The organism is Rhodococcus sp. SORGH_AS_0301, assembly GCF_030818285.1.
GTDB lineage: Bacteria > Actinomycetota > Actinomycetes > Mycobacteriales > Mycobacteriaceae > Rhodococcoides.
The window spans coordinates 1,804,120-1,821,775 of the sequence record NZ_JAUTAC010000002.1 but is presented as its reverse complement, the minus strand read 5'-3'; the positions used below and the strand labels follow the sequence as shown (position 1 = coordinate 1,821,775).

Below are 17,656 nucleotides of genomic sequence, written 5' to 3'. Positions count from 1 at the left end.
CCGCTCGCATCGCTCTTCGGTAGCGTGAGCAGACGTGACGACCCCCGACATCGACCCGCACGACACAGTGCCGTCGGAGGAGTCGATCGTCGTCGGAGGCCGCCGCGCGCTCGTGCTGCGCGTGGCCGCGACCGTCACCGTGCTCGCCGCCCTGATCGTCGTGGCACTGCTCGTACCCCTCCCCACCATCGACCGCGTGCGGGAGTGGGCCGTCGCCGTCGGGCCGGCCTTCCCCCTCGTCTTCTTCGCGGCGCACGCGATCATCACGGTGGCGCCGATCCCCCGCACCCTGTTCACGGTGTCGGCGGGTGTGCTGTTCGGACCCGTGACGGGGGTCGGTGTGGCGGTCGCAGCGACGACCGTGAGTGCAGTGCTCGCGTTCCTGCTGGTCCGAGCACTCGGCCGCGACGTGGTGACCGCACGCTGGGACCATCCGGTGATCCGGGCCGTCGATTCCCGTCTCGCGCGACGGGGATGGTTGGCGGTGGGGAGTCTTCGACTCATCGCGCCGGTGCCGTTCTCGGTGGTCAATTACTCCGCCGGCCTGTCTTCGGTGGCCGTGGTGCCGTTCGCGCTGGCGACGGTGGTCGGGGTGATCCCGGGAACGGTCGGCATCGTGTTGCTCGGCGACGCTCTGGCCGGTCACGGCGATCCGGTCCTGCTCGCGATCTCGGGGGTCTGCATTGCCGTGGGCGTCGTGGGACTGATCCTGGACGCGCGGATGCCGGTGGCCGGCGATCGATGAGGTCAAGGTCATGGGCTTGATGTGGACGGATCAAGGTCGACGACGAACTTTGTACGTCGCAACGCATCAAGACTCGAGGCTTGATTCCGACTGATCAAGCTTCTAGGGTTGATCGATGTTCGTTCTGACCGTGGACCAACGCGGAAGTCGACGCGACATCGATCGCGTCGCCGACATCCTCGACCGAGCCACCGACCTGGTGCGCCCGTTCGAACGCACGGCCGGCGACGAGGTCCAGGGTGTGGCGGACGACGCGTCGGTGGCGCTCGACCTCGCCCTCGACTTCCTCGAGGACGGGCACTGGAGCGTCGGGATCGGGGTGGGGGCCGTGGAGGATCCGTTGCCACGCTCCACCAGAGCGGGTCGGGGCCCGGCGTTCGAAGCCGCGCGGGACGCCGTCGACAGCGCCAAGAACGCCGTCGCCCACATCGCGGTCCGCGGCGGTGACGCCGAGTCCGCCGGCGATGCCGACGCCGTGGTGGCACTGCTCGCACTGCTCCTGGTCCGGCGCACCGAGCAGGGCCGCGCCGCGGTCGACAGTGTCCGCAGGCTCGGATCGCAGACCGCCGTCGCCGAGGAACTGTCCATCACACCGCAGGCCGTGTCCCAACGACTGGCCGTCGCGGGGTGGCAGGCCGAGCGTGCAGCACGACCGGTCGTGGCGCGGATGCTCGCGCTCGCCGATCTGCGCGCACGCGGAACGGACGCCTGATGGCGACCACCCTCGCGCTGCTCGCACTCGCGCTCTCCGCCGGAGCAGCACTGCTTCCCGCCCGACCGGTGCCGACGATCCCACCGACGGCTGCGCCGGGACGCCGCGTCCGGTGGCTGCCGCCGCTGCGCTGGTGGATTCCGGCACTCCTGTCCGCCGGGATGCTCGCACTGGCGGGTCTCGCCGCCGCGATCGCCGGCGCACCGGTCACCGGGCCACCACTCGTCGTCGCGATGGTCCTGGTCGTCGCGGTCGCCGTCACCGGCGGCACCGTCGTCGTTCCCGCGGTCTTCCATCTCGCGCGCCGACGGCCCGAGCCCGGAGACGGCGATGCCGACGACGAGCGCCCCGTCCTGCGTGGGGGGCTCGTCATCGGCACACTCGAACGCATCGCCGTCGTGGTCGCGGTGCTCACGGGGTGGCCCGAGGGCATCGCCGTGGTGCTCGCGGTGAAGGGACTCGCACGCTACCCCGAACTCCGCGACCCGCGGGCGTCCGAGTACTTCATCATCGGAACCTTCACCAGCGTGCTCTGGGCACTCGCCGCGGGCGGCATCGGCGCGGGCCTGGCTGCCTGACCGTCAGCGGTCCAGTTCGCGCGGTGCGTCGTCGCCCGACCCGGACCCGTCCGGCGTGGAGGCCTCGACGGCCTTCGCGGGCTCCGGAGCCGAGTCCCGCGCCGGGTTGGGTGCGGCGGCCAACGACGTGTCGACAGGCTTGCGTGCCACGGCCTCGGCGTCGGCGACCGCCCGAGCGATGGCCGGGTCCGTCTTCGTGTCGAACCAGTCGGCCACCTCCGCGGAGTCGTCCTCCGGCTTGGAGTGCGTCTCGCCCTGGTCGCTGGGCTCGAAACGGAAGACGCCGTCGTCGCCCGGCGCACCGAGATTCTTGGCGAAGCCCTTCAGGGCATCACCGAAGTCGGACGGCACCACCCACATCTTGTTGGCATCACCCTGCGCCATCTTCGGCAGCGTCTGCAGGTACTGGTACGCGAGCAACTCTGGCGTCGGCTTGCCGGCCTTGATCGCCTCGAACACCTTCTCGATGGCCTTCGCCTCACCCTGTGCGTTGAGGTACTTGGCCGCCCGCTCACCCTGCGCACGGAGGATGCGGGACTGACGCTCACCCTCGGCGGAGAGAATGGCGGCCTGCTTGGCGCCCTCCGCGGACAGGATCTGCGACTGCTTGTCACCCTCGGCCGTCTTGATGGACGACTCACGGTGTCCCTCGGCCGTGAGGATGGTGGCACGCTTCTCGCGGTCCGCCTTCATCTGCTTCTCCATCGACTCCTGGATGGAGGGCGGCGGATCGATGCTCTTGAGCTCAACTCGGGCGACACGCAGGCCCCATCGCCCGGTGGCCTCGTCCAACACTCCGCGGAGCTGGCCGTTGATGGAGTCACGCGAGGTGAGCGTCTCCTCCAGGGTCATACCGCCGACCACGTTGCGAAGCGTCGTCGTGGTGAGCTGCTCGACACCGACGATGTAGTTGCTGATCTCGTAGACCGCGGCCTGCGGGGTGGTGACCTGGAAGTACACGACGGTGTCGATGGACACCGTCAGGTTGTCCTGCGTGATCACCGGCTGCGGTGGGAAGGACACGACGCGCTCACGCAGGTCGACCTTCGCCCGGACACGGTCGACGAACGGCACGAGGAACGTGAGCTGCCCGGAGACCGTCTTGGAGTATCGGCCCAGACGCTCGATCACCGCGGCCTCGGCCTGCGGCACGAGCGTCACCGACTTCGCCACCACCACGGCGACGAACAGCACCACCACGGCAAGGGGCGATCAAGGCGGCATAGTCACCCATCTAGGGTCCTTTCCACACGACGGCCGTGGCGCCGTCGATCTTCATCACGGTCACGGTCGTTCCGGCCGCGTACACCTCGGTGGGATCGAGCGGACGAGCCGTCCACACGTCACCGTCCAGCCGCACCGTGCCGGAGTGCTGATCGATGGCATCCAGCACCTGCGCGGATCGCCCGGTGAGCGCGGCGATCCCGGTGGGGGTCGGCGGGGGCGTCGAGAACCGGCGGGTCAGCACCGGCCGGACACCCAGGATGAGGGCTCCGGACAGGATCGCGAACACGATCGCGTCGCCCCACACGGGGAAGTCGGTCAGCGCCGAGATGCCCGCGGTACCCAGGGCCCCGCCGGCCAGCATGAGAAGGAAGAAATCTCCGGACAGCGCTTCACCCGCAGCGAGAATCACCGCTCCGACGAGCCACAGAAGTGCAACCACGAACTCCACAGTAGCGACGAACGACGAGCCCGTGGGGTGCGCGCGACCGTCGTGGGGAGATCGTTACCGACCTGTCTCCCCGTTCTCGTCATCCAGGGTGACGAAGTCGACGAGGCGCTCCACCGCGCCGATGAGCGGCGCCTCGAGATCGCGAAAACTGGACACCGCACCGTAGACCCGGCGCCACCCGTCCTGCGGTGTGCCCCAACCCAACTCGCGGCAGATGCCGGTCTTCCAGTCGGTGCCGCGCGGGATCCGTGGCCATGCCTCGATGCCCACCGCGGCGGGCTTCACCGCCTCCCACACATCGATGTAGGGGTGTCCCGTGACCGTCACGTACCGGCCGAGCGACCGCGTCAGGCGGTCCTCCTTCGAACCGTCGACGAGGTGGTCGACGAGAACCCCCACCCTGCGTCCCGGCCCGGGCCCGAACTCCTGCAACCGCTCTGCCAGGTTGTCCAGTCCCTCGAGATGCTCGACGACCACACCCTCGACCCGCAGGTCGTGGCCCCAGACCCGTTCGACGATGGCGGCGTCGTGAATGCCCTCCACCCAGATACGGCTGGGCAGAGCCACTTTCGCTCGTACGTTCTCCACCCGCGTCGACCCGGAGGCCGAGCGGGTCGGAGCGACGGCACGGGTCGGCGCCGGACGCGTCAGCGTCACCGGGCTTCCGTCGACGAGGAAGGCGGCCTCGCGCATCGCGAAGAGCCTCCGTACGCCTCGGCCGTCCTCGAGCCGGACGAAGTCACCGTCGTACGTGCGCTCGAAACCCACCACGGCGCCGCAGAATCCGGTCGCCGCGTCCTCGACCACCACGTCCCGTTCGGCCGCCATCGTCGGGACCACGCGTCGCGCTCGCCTCGCGTGCCCGGCGAAGATGTCGCCGCCGTACCGGTTGTCCGCTGTCATCGTCTTCCCTCGCCCTCCGCGCTCACTCCCGGGACAGGACTGTCGGGTCACCGGGCCGTCCCACGGTATCGGCGCCGCGCACTCCCCGACCGCAGCCACGCCGGTCGCCTCCGACGCCGCCTATGATCGGACGGTGTCGTCCCCATCCTCGAGCCTCGCCATCTGGTGCGGCGCCTGGCTCGCCGGAGCCGCGCCGCCCGACGACGTGATCGATGCCCTCACCGAGTGGGCACCGTTGGCCCTCGTCGTCGCCGCCGATCCCGAGACAGCCGAGCGGCACGACCTCCCGTGGCCCACTCCTCGTGACGTCGGCATCGCCCAGTTGCTCCGAGTCGTCCGCGCCGCGGCGCCCGTCGGCGACCGCGAGGTGACCGTCGACATGGTTCTTCCCGCCCCCGGTGACGTCGCCGGGCTGCCGACCGACTCCGCGTTCTCGGCAGCCGCCGTGCTCGCGGGCGAAGGCGTCGTCATCGGAGTGCCGGGGCAGCGGGGTGTCGGACTCGTCCCCACCGACGAGGGCCCCGACGTCATGCGGTGGACGGTGTTCACCGTCACCGTGCCGGTCACCTACCAGGAGCTGGCGCTCGGGGAGATCGAGTACTCGATGCGGGACACCGTCCGGAGTGCGGCCGAGGCCCTCACCGCGGTGCAGACGGTCGACACCGGCCGTTCCGGCGGCGACCCGCACACGATGATTGCCGAGCGCCTCGCCATCGCGAGCCGCCATCGCTACCCGCCGCTCCCCGAACGCACCACCCGAGTTCTCGACACGGCCGACCGGGTGGACGCCATCCTCGCGGCCGCGCAGACGTCGGCGCCCTCGGAGGCACCCAGCAGCAGCGGTGCCGAGGCCCGCGAAGCCGTGCTCCGACCGTTGCGTCACGCCGTGCGCGCCGCGCGCCGTGCCGCCGTGCGCGCCGCCGTGGACGGGTACCTGTCGCCCGATCGCCGCTAGCGGTACCCCCTCGCGCGAGTACGTCCGTAGTGTCGCGATCCATGCCCGGATCACGACACTTTCGGCGTACTCGCGGGTGGGTGGTTCCCGGGATGTTCGAGCTGTCAGGCCGGGCGGCGACGCACCGGGGGCTCACAGCAGCCGGGATTGCACGGCGTTCCGTCGACGGTGGTCCCGAAGGCGGGCTCGGAACCCAGACGCAGCGGCGCGGTGCCCACGGTGCGTTCCTCTACGAGCGTGCGCACGAGCCGCGCGAATCGAGGGTCCGCACCCGGGGTGCCGGCACGCTCGAGAGCGATGCCGAGTTCCTGCGCCTTCTCGACCGCCTCGGTGTCCAGGTCCCACACCACCTCGAGGTGATCCGAGACGAACCCGACCGGGCAGATCACCACGGCGTCGACGCCCGTCTCCGCCAGGGCCTCGAGGTGATCGCAGATGTCGGGATCCAGCCACGGGATCTGCGGCGGTCCCGACCGGGACTGCCACACGACGTCGAACTCGTCGACACCTGCTGCGGCGGCGCACAATCGGGACGCCTCGGTGACCTGACGGCTGTAGAGGTGGCCGCCCGCCGACGGCGGACCCGCGGCCTCGTCCGCCGAGACGGGCACCGAGTGCGCCGTGAAGACCACGCGAGCACCGGCCCGGCGATCCGCCGGAAGCCTGCCGATCGCCGCGCGGATCGCGTCGGCGAAGGCATCCACCATGAGCGGATGGTCGTAGTACTGCCGCAGTTTCGTGAGCTGCGGAGCGCCCTCCCCCACGGCGGCACGGGCGCGGGCGATGTCTTCGTGGTACTGCCGACAGCCCGAGTACCCGCCCCAGGCCGAGGTGGGGAACACCAGCGCGTTGCGCACGCCGTCGGCCTGCATCGCGGCGACGGTGTCCTCCGCCATGGGATGCCAGTTGCGGTTACCGAAGTACATCGGCAGATCGATGCCCGTGAGCGCGAACTCGGTCTCGACCGCGGCGATGATCTCGCGGTTGAGTCGGTTGATCGGCGAGACCCCACCGAAGTGGTGGTAGTGCTCGGCGACGGCATCGAGGCGTTCGGGCGGGATTCCGCGGCCACGGGTGACGTTCTCCAGGAACGGCCGCACCTCGTCCGGCCCCTCGGGCCCACCGAAGGACAGCAGCAGAAGCGCGTCATAGGTCATGACGCCATTGTGCCGGAACCCGTTTCGGTGGACCCGAGAGGATGCTCGGATCGAGGCGAGATGTCAGAGATTCTCGGGCAGCCAGGTGTTGTGGCTCGCGCCGCCGTCGACGTAGACGATCGACCCGGTCGTCGCCGGCAGCCAGTCCGACAGCAGCGCGCAGATCGACTTGGCCACGGCCGTCGGGTCGTTGAAGTTCCAGCCGATCGGGGACGCACCGTTCCAGTACTCGTTGAGCTGGTTCATCTTGTCCGCGTCACCCGTCGCGGTACCCGCGATGGCCTTGGCGGCGAGCGTCTTGATAGGGCCCGCGGCGACCAGGTTGGAACGGACCTTCTTGGCCTCGCCGACCTCGCGGGCGACGTAGCGGTTGACCGACTCGAGCGCAGCCTTCGCCACGCCCATCCAGTTGTAGAACGGCATCGCCGTGCGCGGATCGAAATCCATGCCGACGATCGATCCACCCTCGTTCATGACGGGGAGCACGGCGCGTGCGAGCGAGGCGTAGGACCAGGCAGAGATCTGGAACGCGGCGGCGGCGTCGGGACCCGGTCCCTCCAGGAACGGCTTGGACCCCGGGCCCATCAGGGTGCGCGGAGCGAACGCGATGGAGTGCAGAACGCCGTCGATGCCCTCCGGAGCGACCTCGGAGATGCGACCGGCGAGTGCGGCGAGATGCTCCTCGTTCGTCGCGTCCAGCTCGATCGCCGGCGGCACGGGCTCCGGCAGTCGCTGGGCGATCCTGTCGATCAGTCGCAGCCGGTCGAACCCGGTGATGACGACCTTGGCGCCCTGCTCCTGCGCGACCTTGGCCGCGTGGAACGCGATGGACGCGTCGGTGATGATCCCGGTGATCAGGATGGTCTTGCCTTCGAGCAGTCCGCCCATGTGCGTGTGCCTTTCGTGTGAAGTCTGGTGGGCCCGAGTCGATCGGGCGGGAGTCGGGACGAGGTGGGCTAGTGGCCCATGCCCATACCGCCGTCGACCGGGATGATCGCGCCGGAGACGTAGCTCGAATCGGGTGACGCGAGGAAGCTCACCACCGCGGCGACGTCCTCGGGAGTACCGAGTCGCTTCAGCGGGATGTACTCGCGCGCGGTGTCCCGGAGTTTGTCGTCGAGCTCGGCCGTCATGTCGGTCTCGATGAACCCGGGTGCCACGACGTTCGCGGTGATCGAACGCGAGCCCAGCTCACGGGTGAGCGAGCGCGCCATGCCGACGACACCCGCCTTGGAGGACGCGTAGTTGATCTGGCCGGGTCCGCCGGCCTGACCGACGACGGAACCGAGGAAGACGAACCGTCCGAAGCGTGCCCGCAGCATCGAGCGGCTCGCTCGCTTGGCCACCCGGAACGCGCCGGTGAGATTGGCGTCGATGACGGAGGTGAACTGCTCCTCGGTCATCCGCATCAGCAGGGTGTCGTCCGTGATGCCCGCGTTGGCGACGAGCACCTCGACGGGGCCCTGATGCTTCTCCACCTCGGTGAACGCGGCATCGACGGACGCGGTGTCGGTGACATCGCACTGCACCCCGAACAGTCCGTCCGGTGCACCCGAGCTGCGGTGCGTGACCGCGACCTTGTGGCCGTCCGCGGCGAGTCGGCGGGCCACGGCCAGGCCGATGCCCCGATTACCGCCGGTGACCAGCACGGACCGGGAGACGAATCCCCCGCCGGCCGTCGCGTCGGGTGTCGCGGACTCGGGCGCAGAGGACATACGGATGAACCTTCTCTCTCGGGGGTGCTGCTCGCAGCAACGGCCAGTCGGTGGGCGATCACGGACGTCGTCGATCGCCTCGACCCGCGCGTACTTTACCGATGCGTGTCAGGGGACTCGCTGGCGTAGTGACAATGCTGTGACAAGTCCCGCCGACACGAACAGCACTCCGGCGATCAACCAGGGCCGACTCGCGTCACCGCGGGTGGTCTCGTAGCCGATCTGCTCCTCGAGCGTGTCGTACACCTCGGTGAGTTCCTCGAGACTCGACGCCGTGAAGAAGTTGCCACCCGACAGGCGTGCGATCTCCTCGAGCGACGGGTCGTCGACGGGCACCGCGACGCGCTGGGTGTCGCCCTGCTCGTCGGTGATGTCCACCGTGCCGTAACTGGTGCCGAACGAGATGGTGGAGACCGGGATCCCCTTCGTCTCCGCCTCGCGGGCCGCCGTGTACCCACCGCGCGGGTCGTCCGGGTTCTCGGGAACGGTCTGCTTGCCGTCGGACAGCAGCACGATCCGTGCCGGCGGCGCCGCGTCCGATCCACCGAGCACCGCGCCGAGTGTCTCGATCGACTGCATCGCCGTGAAGATGGACTCGCCCGTGGCGGTCCGCTCGGCCAGCTGCAGCCGATCGATGGCCGATTTCGTCGCCTCACGATCGGTGGTCGGTGAGACCAGCACCGATGCCGTGCCCGCGAACGCGACGAGTCCGAGGTTGATGCCGGGAGTCAGGCCGTCGGCGAACTGCTTGCCGGCCTCCTGCGCCGCTGCCAGTCGCGTCGGTTGGACGTCGGTGGCCTCCATCGACAACGACACGTCGATGACCAGCATGACCGTCGCCCGATTACGCGGAACCCGTTGATCGGACGTCGGTCCGGCCAGGGCGACGGTCAGGAAGAGCAACCCGACGAGCACGAGCGCCGTGGGGACGTGGCGCACCAGTCCGGGGCGCTGCGGTGCGACGCGTTCGAGCAACTCCATGTTGGTGAAGCGCATGGTGTTGCGCTGACGGCGGCGCTGCGCGAGCACGTAGGCCACCACCAGGCCCGCGACCACGAGGAGGAAGAGCAGCCACCAGGGTGACGAGAAATCGGACAGGCTCACCGCGTACTCGCTCCCATGCTCGCGCCGTGGCGTCGCCGGGACACGAAGCGGACGACGTCGGCGATCCAGTCGCCGTCCGTCCGCAGGGTGAGCCGAGGCGCGCTGCAGCCACGCAGGATCTTCTCGACGTTCGCGCGGTGCGCCGCAGCGGCGGCCGCGAAGTCCTCCCGCAACCGGGGTGTCGTGCTGAACTCCCGCGTCCGTCCCGTCTCCGGGTCGTGCAACACCACGTCACCGACATCCGGCAGCTCGAGGTCGCGGGGGTCGACGACCTCCACGGCCAGCACGTCGTGGCGGGCCGCCAGGGCGCGGAGCGGACGCTCCCAGTCCGTCGGACCGAGGAAGTCGCTGACGACGACCACCATGCCGCGTCGACGTTCGGGCCGTCGCAGAGCGTCGATGGCGCCGACGAAGTCGCCGCGGGTGCCGTCGGGTGCGTGCGGTGTGGTGGCCACGGTGCGGAGCAGGGACTGGATGTGCGCCCGACCGCCCCGCGCGGGGACCCGGACGACGCGTTCGCCCGTCGCGACGACGGCGCCGATGCGGTTGCCGCCGCCACTGGTCAGATGCGCGATGGCCGATGTGGCCGCGACGGCGAGGTCCCGCTTCTCGCACCCCGCGGTGCCGAAGTCGAGGGAGGCCGACAGGTCGATCGCCATCCACGTCTCGAGCTCGCGGTCCGCGACGCTCTGCCGAACGTGGGGGTGCGTCGTCCTCGCGGTGACGGACCAGTCCATCTGACGTACGTCGTCGCCCGGCTGATACTCGCGTGCATCGCCCGGCTCGGAACCCGGGCCCGGGATGAGGCCCAGATGATCGCCGTGCAGAACGCCGTCGAGGCGCCGACGAACGGTCAGCTCGAGGGTGCGCAGCGCAGCCGACAACCGAGGGTCCTCCAGCGATCCCGAGGCGAAGGACGGGGGCGCACCGCGCAACGACTGCTGCACGGCGGGCGCGCCGAACACCGGATCACCGGGCCGGTCACCCGTGGGTGACGCCATGGTCACCGCGTGGGATCGGTCGCGGGGGTCTGCTTCTGCATCCACGGCGCCGGGCCACCCTGCTGGGGACCGTTCTGCTGGGGGCCACCCTGCTGCGACGGTCCGTCGGGACCGGGCTGCGGGGGTCCGGGCTGGAACTGCTGCGGTCCGCCCGGTCCCTGCTGCTGGGGGCCGTTCTGCAGGGGTCCGTTCTGCTGGGGTCCGTTCTGCAAGGGTCCGTTGTGCTGGGGAGCCGGCGCCTGCTGCTGGACCGGCTGGGCGCCGACCTGCGGCAGACCCACGGTCTGCAGGATGCGCGTGATGATCTGCTCGGGCGTGATCTCGTCGGCCAGGGCGTCGTACGAGAGCACGAGACGGTGCCGCAGCACGTCCGGCACCACGTCGAGGACGTCCTGCGGCACGACGTAGTCCCGTCCACGCAGGAACGCCAGCGCACGGGAGGCACTGATGATGCCGAGGGTCGCACGGGGTGATGCGCCGTAGGCGATCCAGCCGGCCACGTCGTCGAGGCCCACGTCGCGCGGAGTACGGGTGGCGGCGATGACGCGCACGACGTAGTCGACCAGAGCGTGATGGACGAACACGGATGCCGCGACGTTCTGGAGGCGCACCAACTCGACCGGGTCGAGGATCTGCTTGGGCTTCGGTGCCGCGACGCCCATGCGGTAGACGATCTCGCGCTCCTCCTCGACCGTCGGGTAGTCCACGACGATCTTGAACAGGAAGCGGTCGCGCTGCGCCTCGGGAAGGGGGTACACGCCCTCGTTCTCGATGGGGTTCTGCGTCGCCATGACCAGGAACGGATCCGGCATGGGGTACGTGTGACCACCGATGGAGACGTGGCGCTCGGCCATCACCTCGAGGAGAGCCGACTGCACCTTGGCCGGAGCTCGGTTGATCTCGTCCGCGAGCACGAAGTTCGCGACCACCGGGCCGAGCTCGGTGTCGAATTCTTCTTTGCCCTGACGGTAGATGCGCGTACCGATGAGGTCGGTGGGCACCAGGTCGGGCGTGAACTGCACGCGGGAGAACGAGCCCCCGACCACCGTCGCGAACGTCTCCACCGCCAACGTCTTCGCCACACCGGGAACACCCTCGAGCAGGACGTGCCCACGTGCGAGAAGCCCGACGAGGATGCGTTCGACCAGTCGGTCCTGACCGACGATGACGCGTTTGACCTCGTAGACGGCCTTCTCGAGCGTCTGCACGTCCCGAGAGATGTCGGTCGTGTCGGTCTCTCGTGACGTCACCTGTGGAACCACCGCTTTCTACCCGGACTCTGCTGCCGAGCACCACTATTGCAGGTGGCGAGGACACATGACGTTCTAGCTGCTCGGACGGGGTGTCACTCCACCATGCGGACGGCGTACGGCGTCATGCCGTCGAAACGGACGGGCGACACCTTCACCACCGATCCCGACTGCGGAGCCTCGAGCATCTTGCCGTCACCGAGGTAGAGGGCGACGTGCTGCGAGGCGCCCGGACCGTAGAAGATCATGTCGCCGCGGCGCATCTGGGACGACGGCACCTGCTTGCCGGCCGTGTACTGGTAGCCGGTGTAGTGCGGGAGCGAGATCCCGAGTCCACCGAAGGCGTACATCATGAGGCCGGAGCAGTCGAAGCCCACCTTGTTGTAGTCGCCGTAGCTGTCGGCGACACCGCCGTCACGGATGCCCTTGGTCGGCCCGTTCTCGTTGCCGCCACCCCACGAGTAGGGGGTGCCCAACACGGACATGCCGCGGTCGATGACGAGTTCGATGGCTGCGGACCCGGTGAGCGACGGATCCTTGGTGGCGGTCCCGCGACCGCCGCCGGACGACGTGCTGCCCGACGACGTGCTGCCCGACGACGTGCTTCCCGACGACGAGGTACCCGAGGACGTGCCGCCCGAGGACGAGGTACCGGACGACGTGCTGCCGGTGGACGAGGTACCGGACGACGTGCCGCTCGACGTCGATCCGGTCAGGTCGGTGTGGTCGCGTTCCCCGTCCACCAACGCTGCGGCACGATCGGCGGCGGCCTGGTTCGCGGCCACCCGGGCGGCCGCGGCCACCGCTGCCTCCTGCGCTGCCTGCGCGGCTGCCGCGGCGGCGGCTTCCTCCGCCTGACGCTGCTGGTCCCACTGCGAGTACGCGTCGCGCTGTCCCTCGAGCCCCGCGGCGTCGTTGCGCGCCTGCTCCAGCTCGGCGGAGGCGCTGTCCCGCTGTGCCTCGACGGCCGCTTTCTGCGCTGCCTGCTCCTGCTGTGCGGTCACGGCCGCGGCGATGGCCTGTTCCGCCTCGTCCTTCTTCGCGTCCGCTTCCGCGGAGGCACGGTCGGCCTCGATCTTGCTCTGGCGTGCGGTGGAGTCTCGGTTGGCCTCCTCGGTACGCGCCCGCTGCAGGCTGTCCAGGGTGGCGTTCTGCTTGGCGGACAGCATCCGCAGGATCTGCGCGCGATCGAGCACGTCCTGCGGCCCCTGCGCGTCCAGCAGTGAGGAGACACCGGCGGACCCGGTGCCCTTGACGTAGTCGGTGACGGCGAAGGCGTCGAACTTCTTCTGCGCGTCGGAGATCATCTGGCCGGCGTCGCGGAGGGCCTGCTGCGCGATGCCGACGGCCGCGGCGGCGGCGTCGGCGACGGTGCGAGCGTTCTGCAGGTCGACGAGGGCCTTGTTGACGTCCTCGCGCTTGACGGCCACCTGCGCGTCGATCGCGGCGAGCTGCTGGTTGGCCGAGGCGACCTGGTCGATGAGTTGACCGACTCGTCCGAGCTGGTCCCCCACGCGCGCACCGGCGGCGGCGATGTCGGAGTCGGAGGGATTGGGCGGGGGCGGCGGCACGGCGGACGCGAGACTCGGTGCGAGGAACCCCGTCCCGGACAGCAGCAGCGTCGTCGCGACGACGGCGCCCCCGATCGTGCGACGCAGAGCCCGCGATCGACCGACGTGCCGTCGACCTCCGGAGTATCGCTTCACCTGTTCGTCTCCCTCACGTCCGCAGTGCGGATTCACCCACCGCACGCGTGGGGAGGACACGACGCAGCGTGACAGGATCCCGGACCACAGCCGACAACGGCCGACCCGGGAGCAACGATCAGCCCCTCTGCGACACTTCTTCCCCAAGCAGTGCCATGCGAACCGTACGACACTTCGAACGCTTAAGGAACTCCAGTCACAAATGACACATGTGTCATTCCGCCGACCGCATCCGCGCTGATCAGGACGTTGTCCGAGAAAGATTCGTTGAGACTTTTTTGGGAACGGTCACTGCCCGTCGGGCGTGACGGCCTCTCGATCGGTGACATCTCCCGAACGATGACGGCGTTCGTTCACCCACCAGGTGCCGCCGAGCACGGCGACGACCACGAGAACGAGGCCCAGAGTGATGCCGGTCCACGGTGGGCCGGGCTCGACGAGCACGTCGAGGAAGTTGTCCGCGGACTGCACCGCGTTGCCGGTGTACGCCTGATCCTGACCCGCTTCGAGCGTCACGCGATCGATCGAGTCGCTGAACGTGCCGACCTGTCCCGGACCGATCACGAGGACCGTCCCACCGTCGGTGGCACCGACTGACGTGGCGAGATCGCGGAGCTGCGAATCGAGCGGCGCCGGCGCGTCGAGCACGACGATGCTCAGGTCGATACCGTGCTCGCCGGCGCGCGCCACGACACCCTCGAGCCCGACGACGTCCTGACCCGGCGCGGCCACCCCGTCGTCCGCGACGTCGGCGAGGGTCGCCTGCAGGTCGACGAACGTCGGCACCTCGCTGATCATCGGGAGGGCGACCAGCGGCTGATCACTCAGCGGTAGGGCCGGGAGAGGAGAGAGAGACATCGTCCGTCCGTTGTCGTCGATCGCGAGGCGATGCGGTGGATCGCGAGGCGATGATGGTCGAAGTGTGTGCGCCGTCGAGCGGGACCCTACGGGACGGGACCGTCGCCGAGTCCGAGGCGCACCGAGGTGCACGGAGGCAGCCCTTCGTTGCGCCCGGAACGCCGCCGGGGAACGATGAGTGCGCACCACGGTGAGAGCGACACGGCGATTCGGCCACTCGTTCTCACAGGACAAGCGTACTGTTAGAATCGAAACACCGAGACTGCGGCGGCCTCGACGCCACCCGGGTGCACCCTCACCCACGGCGATGTCCGCCCGCTCTCGCCACGCCGTCGACACAGCCCCGTCGACGGCAGCCCAGAAGACGAGTGGAGCTGACGTGACCGCAAGTATCGATTCGTTCGGCGCCAAGGGAACGCTGGAGGTCGGAGAGAACTCGTACGAGATCTTCCGCCTGAAGGCCGTCCCCGGCACCGAGAAGTTGCCCTATGCCCTCAAGGTCCTCGCGGAGAATCTCCTGCGTACCGAGGACGGCGCGAACATCACCAAGGACCACATCGACGCGATCGCCGCGTGGGACCCGTCCGCCGATCCGAGCATCGAGATCCAGTTCACGCCGGCCCGCGTGATCATGCAGGACTTCACCGGTGTCCCCTGCATCGTGGACCTCGCGACCATGCGTGAGGCCGTCACCGCTCTCGGCGGCGACCCGGAGAAGGTCAACCCGCTCGCTCCGGCCGAGATGGTCATCGACCACTCCGTCATCATCGACGTGTTCGGCCGCGCGGACGCCTTCGAGCGCAACGTCGACATCGAGTACCAGCGCAACGGTGAGCGCTACCAGTTCCTGCGGTGGGGCCAGGGTGCGTTCGACGACTTCAAGGTCGTCCCGCCCGGCACCGGCATCGTGCACCAGGTCAACATCGAGCACCTCGCCCGCACCGTCATGGTGCGGGGCGGTCAGGCCTACCCCGACACGTGTGTCGGCACCGATTCGCACACCACGATGGTCAACGGCCTCGGCGTGCTCGGCTGGGGCGTCGGCGGCATCGAGGCCGAGGCTGCCATGCTCGGCCAGCCCGTCTCCATGCTCATCCCCCGTGTCGTGGGCTTCAAGCTCAGCGGCGAGATCAAGCCCGGCGTCACCGCGACCGACGTCGTGCTCACCGTCACCGACATGCTGCGCAAGCACGGCGTCGTCGGCAAGTTCGTCGAGTTCTACGGCGAGGGTGTGGCCGAGGTCCCCCTGGCCAACCGCGCGACGCTCGGCAACATGAGCCCCGAGTTCGGTTCCACCGCGGCGATCTTCCCGATCGACTCGGAGACCGTCGACTACCTGCGCCTGACCGGACGCTCCGACGAGCAGCTCGCGCTCGTCGAGGCGTACGCCAAGGAACAGGGCATGTGGCACGACCCCGAGAACGAGGCGACGTACTCCGAGTACCTCGAGCTCGACCTCGGCGACGTGGTGCCGTCCATCGCCGGACCGAAGCGTCCGCAGGACCGAATCCTGTTGTCGGAGTCCAAGATCGCGTTCCGCAAGGACATCCACAACTACGTGGGCGGCGAGGACGTCGACGCCACCCCGTCGAAGCTGGACGAGGCACTCGACGAGACGTTCCCGGGCTCGGATCCGGCCACGCTGTCCTTCGCCGACGACGATGCGGCTCCGCTGCACTCCGCCGCCGGCAACGCCGAGGGTCGCCCGACCAACCCGGTGCGCGTCGACTCGGACGAGCAGGGCTCGTTCGTCCTCGACCACGGCGCCGTCGCCATCGCGTCGATCACCTCGTGCACCAACACCTCGAACCCGTCGGTCATGCTCGGCGCTGCCCTGCTGGCCAAGAAGGCCGTCGACAAGGGTCTGACCAGCAAGCCGTGGGTCAAGACCTCGATGGCGCCGGGCTCACAGGTGGTCACTGACTACTACGACAAGGCCGGCATGTGGCCGTACCTGGAGAAGCTCGGCTTCTTCCTCGTCGGATACGGCTGCGCCACGTGCATCGGTAACTCGGGACCGCTCGATCCCAAGATCTCCGAGGCCATCCAGGACAACGACCTCACGGTCACCGCGGTCCTGTCCGGTAACCGCAACTTCGAGGGTCGCATCTCCCCCGACGTGAAGATGAACTACCTGGCGTCCCCGCCGCTCGTCATCGCCTACGCGCTGGCCGGCACCATGGACTTCGACTTCGAGCACGACGCTCTCGGTCAGGACAACGAGGGCAACGACGTCTTCCTGAAGGACATCTGGCCCTCGCCCAAGGAGATCCAGGACACGATCGACTCGTCCATCTCCAAGGAGATGTACACCAAGGGCTACGCCGACGTCTTCAAGGGCGACGAACGCTGGCGCGGACTGCCCACCCCGGACGGCAAGACGTTCGAGTGGGACCCGCAGTCGACCTACGTGCGGAAGCCCCCGTACTTCGACGGCATGCCCAAGGACCCGGAAGCCGTCACGGACATCTCCGGTGCGCGCGTGCTGGCGTACCTCGGAGACTCGGTCACCACCGACCACATCTCCCCCGCCGGCAACATCAAGGCAGGAACGCCTGCTGCGCAGTACCTCGACGAGCACGGTGTCGAGCGCAAGGACTACAACTCCTTCGGCTCGCGTCGCGGCAACCACGAGGTCATGATCCGCGGAACGTTCGCGAACATCCGGCTGCGCAACCAGCTCCTCGACGACGTCTCGGGTGGCTACACCCGCGACTTCACGCAGGACGGTGGCCCGCAGGCCTTCATCTACGACGCGTCGCAGAACTACCAGAACGCCGGCATCCCGCTGGTCGTCCTGGGCGGCAAGGAGTACGGCTCCGGATCCTCGCGTGACTGGGCTGCCAAGGGCACCCGCCTGCTCGGCGTCAAGGCCGTCATCACCGAGTCGTTCGAGCGCATCCACCGCTCCAACCTCATCGGCATGGGCGTCGTCCCGCTGCAGTTCCCCGCCGGCGAGTCGGCGGCGTCGCTGAAGCTCGACGGCACCGAGACCTTCGACATCTCGGGCATCACCGAGCTGAACGAGGGCCGCACGCCGAAGACGATGCACGTCACCGCGACGAAGGAAGACGGCTCTGCCGTCGAGTTCGACGCCGTGGTCCGCATCGACACCCCCGGCGAGGCGGAGTACTACCGCAACGGCGGCATCCTGCAGTACGTGCTGCGCAACATGATCGGCTGATCACCGCAGTGATCACTGCCCCGTGAGGGGAGCAGAACGCGCACGACCGCGCCGCGATACCGCGTGTATCGCCGGTTCGGTCGTGCGCGTTCTGCGATCAGCACGATGTCCCC

16 protein-coding genes are annotated in these 17,656 nt (G+C 69.1%); 5 read left to right on the top strand and 11 right to left on the bottom strand.

The genetic code is table 11. The annotated features are described in order from the left end of the window. Positions 1-121: 121 nt before the first annotated feature. From QE397_RS09230 to QE397_RS09220, 3 genes are all read left to right on the top strand, one after another. The gene (locus tag QE397_RS09230; protein WP_285186007.1) at positions 122-745 is read left to right on the top strand and encodes a TVP38/TMEM64 family protein; all 624 of its coding nucleotides are present in this window, start codon (positions 122-124) and stop codon (positions 743-745) included. 115 nt (positions 746-860) lie between these two features. Further along, the gene (locus QE397_RS09225; protein WP_027505318.1) at positions 861-1,457 is read left to right on the top strand and encodes a hypothetical protein; all 597 of its coding nucleotides are present in this window, start codon (positions 861-863) and stop codon (positions 1,455-1,457) included. After that, complete coding sequence (locus QE397_RS09220; RefSeq protein WP_037185388.1) at positions 1,457-2,035, top strand: hypothetical protein; 579 nt, start codon at positions 1,457-1,459, stop codon at positions 2,033-2,035. The genes QE397_RS09225 and QE397_RS09220 overlap by 1 nt, the downstream gene beginning before the upstream one ends. Before the next feature lie 3 nt (positions 2,036-2,038). Here QE397_RS09220 and QE397_RS09215 read toward each other — a convergent pair whose 3' ends face one another. From QE397_RS09215 to QE397_RS09205, 3 genes are all read right to left on the bottom strand, one after another. Then, complete coding sequence (locus QE397_RS09215; protein ID WP_307092955.1) at positions 2,039-3,235, bottom strand: SPFH domain-containing protein; 1,197 nt, start codon at positions 3,233-3,235, stop codon at positions 2,039-2,041. A 34-nt stretch (positions 3,236-3,269) separates the two neighbouring features. Next, entirely contained in the window at positions 3,270-3,701 is a 432-nt protein-coding gene (locus QE397_RS09210) for an NfeD family protein (protein WP_027505316.1), read from the bottom strand. Between the two features lie 63 nt (positions 3,702-3,764). Then, on the bottom strand, positions 3,765-4,613 hold the full coding sequence (locus QE397_RS09205; RefSeq protein ID WP_307092953.1) for a DUF3097 domain-containing protein: 849 nt from the start codon (positions 4,611-4,613) through the stop codon (positions 3,765-3,767). A gap of 133 nt (positions 4,614-4,746) precedes the next feature. Between QE397_RS09205 and QE397_RS09200 the strand changes: the two genes are divergently transcribed. Beyond that, positions 4,747-5,568, top strand: a complete 822-nt coding sequence (locus QE397_RS09200) for a hypothetical protein (protein WP_307092951.1) — start codon at positions 4,747-4,749, stop codon at positions 5,566-5,568. Positions 5,569-5,672: 104 nt separating this feature from the next. Here QE397_RS09200 and QE397_RS09195 read toward each other — a convergent pair whose 3' ends face one another. The 8 genes from QE397_RS09195 to QE397_RS09160 form a co-directional block, all read right to left on the bottom strand. Next, positions 5,673-6,725: a ferrochelatase gene (locus QE397_RS09195; RefSeq protein WP_307092949.1), complete on the bottom strand. Its 1,053-nt coding sequence runs from the start codon at positions 6,723-6,725 to the stop codon at positions 5,673-5,675. A 63-nt stretch (positions 6,726-6,788) separates the two neighbouring features. Then, on the bottom strand, positions 6,789-7,613 hold the full coding sequence (gene inhA, locus QE397_RS09190) for an NADH-dependent enoyl-ACP reductase InhA (protein ID WP_027505312.1): 825 nt from the start codon (positions 7,611-7,613) through the stop codon (positions 6,789-6,791). Positions 7,614-7,681: 68 nt separating this feature from the next. Further along, positions 7,682-8,440, bottom strand: coding sequence for a 3-oxoacyl-ACP reductase FabG1 (gene fabG1 / locus QE397_RS09185; RefSeq protein WP_037185384.1), 759 nt, complete (start codon positions 8,438-8,440; stop codon positions 7,682-7,684). 108 nt (positions 8,441-8,548) lie between these two features. Then, a complete protein-coding gene (locus QE397_RS09180; RefSeq protein ID WP_027505310.1) occupies positions 8,549-9,544 on the bottom strand; it encodes a VWA domain-containing protein in 996 nt (331 codons plus the stop codon). After that, positions 9,541-10,545, bottom strand: coding sequence for a DUF58 domain-containing protein (locus tag QE397_RS09175; protein WP_082544467.1), 1,005 nt, complete (start codon positions 10,543-10,545; stop codon positions 9,541-9,543). Before QE397_RS09175 ends, QE397_RS09180 begins: the two co-directional genes overlap by 4 nt. A 2-nt stretch (positions 10,546-10,547) precedes the next feature. Beyond that, a complete protein-coding gene (locus QE397_RS09170) occupies positions 10,548-11,795 on the bottom strand; it encodes a MoxR family ATPase (protein WP_307092945.1) in 1,248 nt (415 codons plus the stop codon). Positions 11,796-11,890: 95 nt separating this feature from the next. Next, on the bottom strand, positions 11,891-13,501 hold the full coding sequence (locus tag QE397_RS09165) for an NlpC/P60 family protein (RefSeq protein WP_373425220.1): 1,611 nt from the start codon (positions 13,499-13,501) through the stop codon (positions 11,891-11,893). 288 nt (positions 13,502-13,789) lie between these two features. Beyond that, a complete protein-coding gene (locus QE397_RS09160; RefSeq protein WP_231476272.1) occupies positions 13,790-14,359 on the bottom strand; it encodes a DUF6676 family protein in 570 nt (189 codons plus the stop codon). A 379-nt stretch (positions 14,360-14,738) separates the two neighbouring features. On the opposite strand from QE397_RS09160, the gene QE397_RS09155 reads away from it, so the two are divergent. Continuing rightward, a complete protein-coding gene (locus tag QE397_RS09155) occupies positions 14,739-17,543 on the top strand; it encodes an aconitate hydratase (RefSeq protein WP_056445197.1) in 2,805 nt (934 codons plus the stop codon). Positions 17,544-17,656: the final 113 nt, after the last annotated feature.

Bases quoted from the DNA above. Each gene is read 5' to 3' on its own strand.
- QE397_RS09225 (WP_027505318.1), top strand. From the start codon at position 861: ATGTTCGTTCTGACCGTGGACCAACGCGGAAGTCGACGCGACATCGAT.
- QE397_RS09220 (WP_037185388.1), top strand. From the start codon at position 1,457: ATGGCGACCACCCTCGCGCTGCTCGCACTCGCGCTCTCCGCCGGAGCA.
- QE397_RS09205 (WP_307092953.1), bottom strand. From the start codon at position 4,613: ATGACAGCGGACAACCGGTACGGCGGCGACATCTTCGCCGGGCACGCG.
- QE397_RS09195 (WP_307092949.1), bottom strand. From the start codon at position 6,725: ATGACCTATGACGCGCTTCTGCTGCTGTCCTTCGGTGGGCCCGAGGGG.
- inhA (WP_027505312.1), bottom strand. From the start codon at position 7,613: ATGGGCGGACTGCTCGAAGGCAAGACCATCCTGATCACCGGGATCATC.
- fabG1 (WP_037185384.1), bottom strand. From the start codon at position 8,440: ATGTCCTCTGCGCCCGAGTCCGCGACACCCGACGCGACGGCCGGCGGG.
- QE397_RS09175 (WP_082544467.1), bottom strand. From the start codon at position 10,545: ATGGCGTCACCCACGGGTGACCGGCCCGGTGATCCGGTGTTCGGCGCG.
- QE397_RS09160 (WP_231476272.1), bottom strand. From the start codon at position 14,359: ATGTCTCTCTCTCCTCTCCCGGCCCTACCGCTGAGTGATCAGCCGCTG.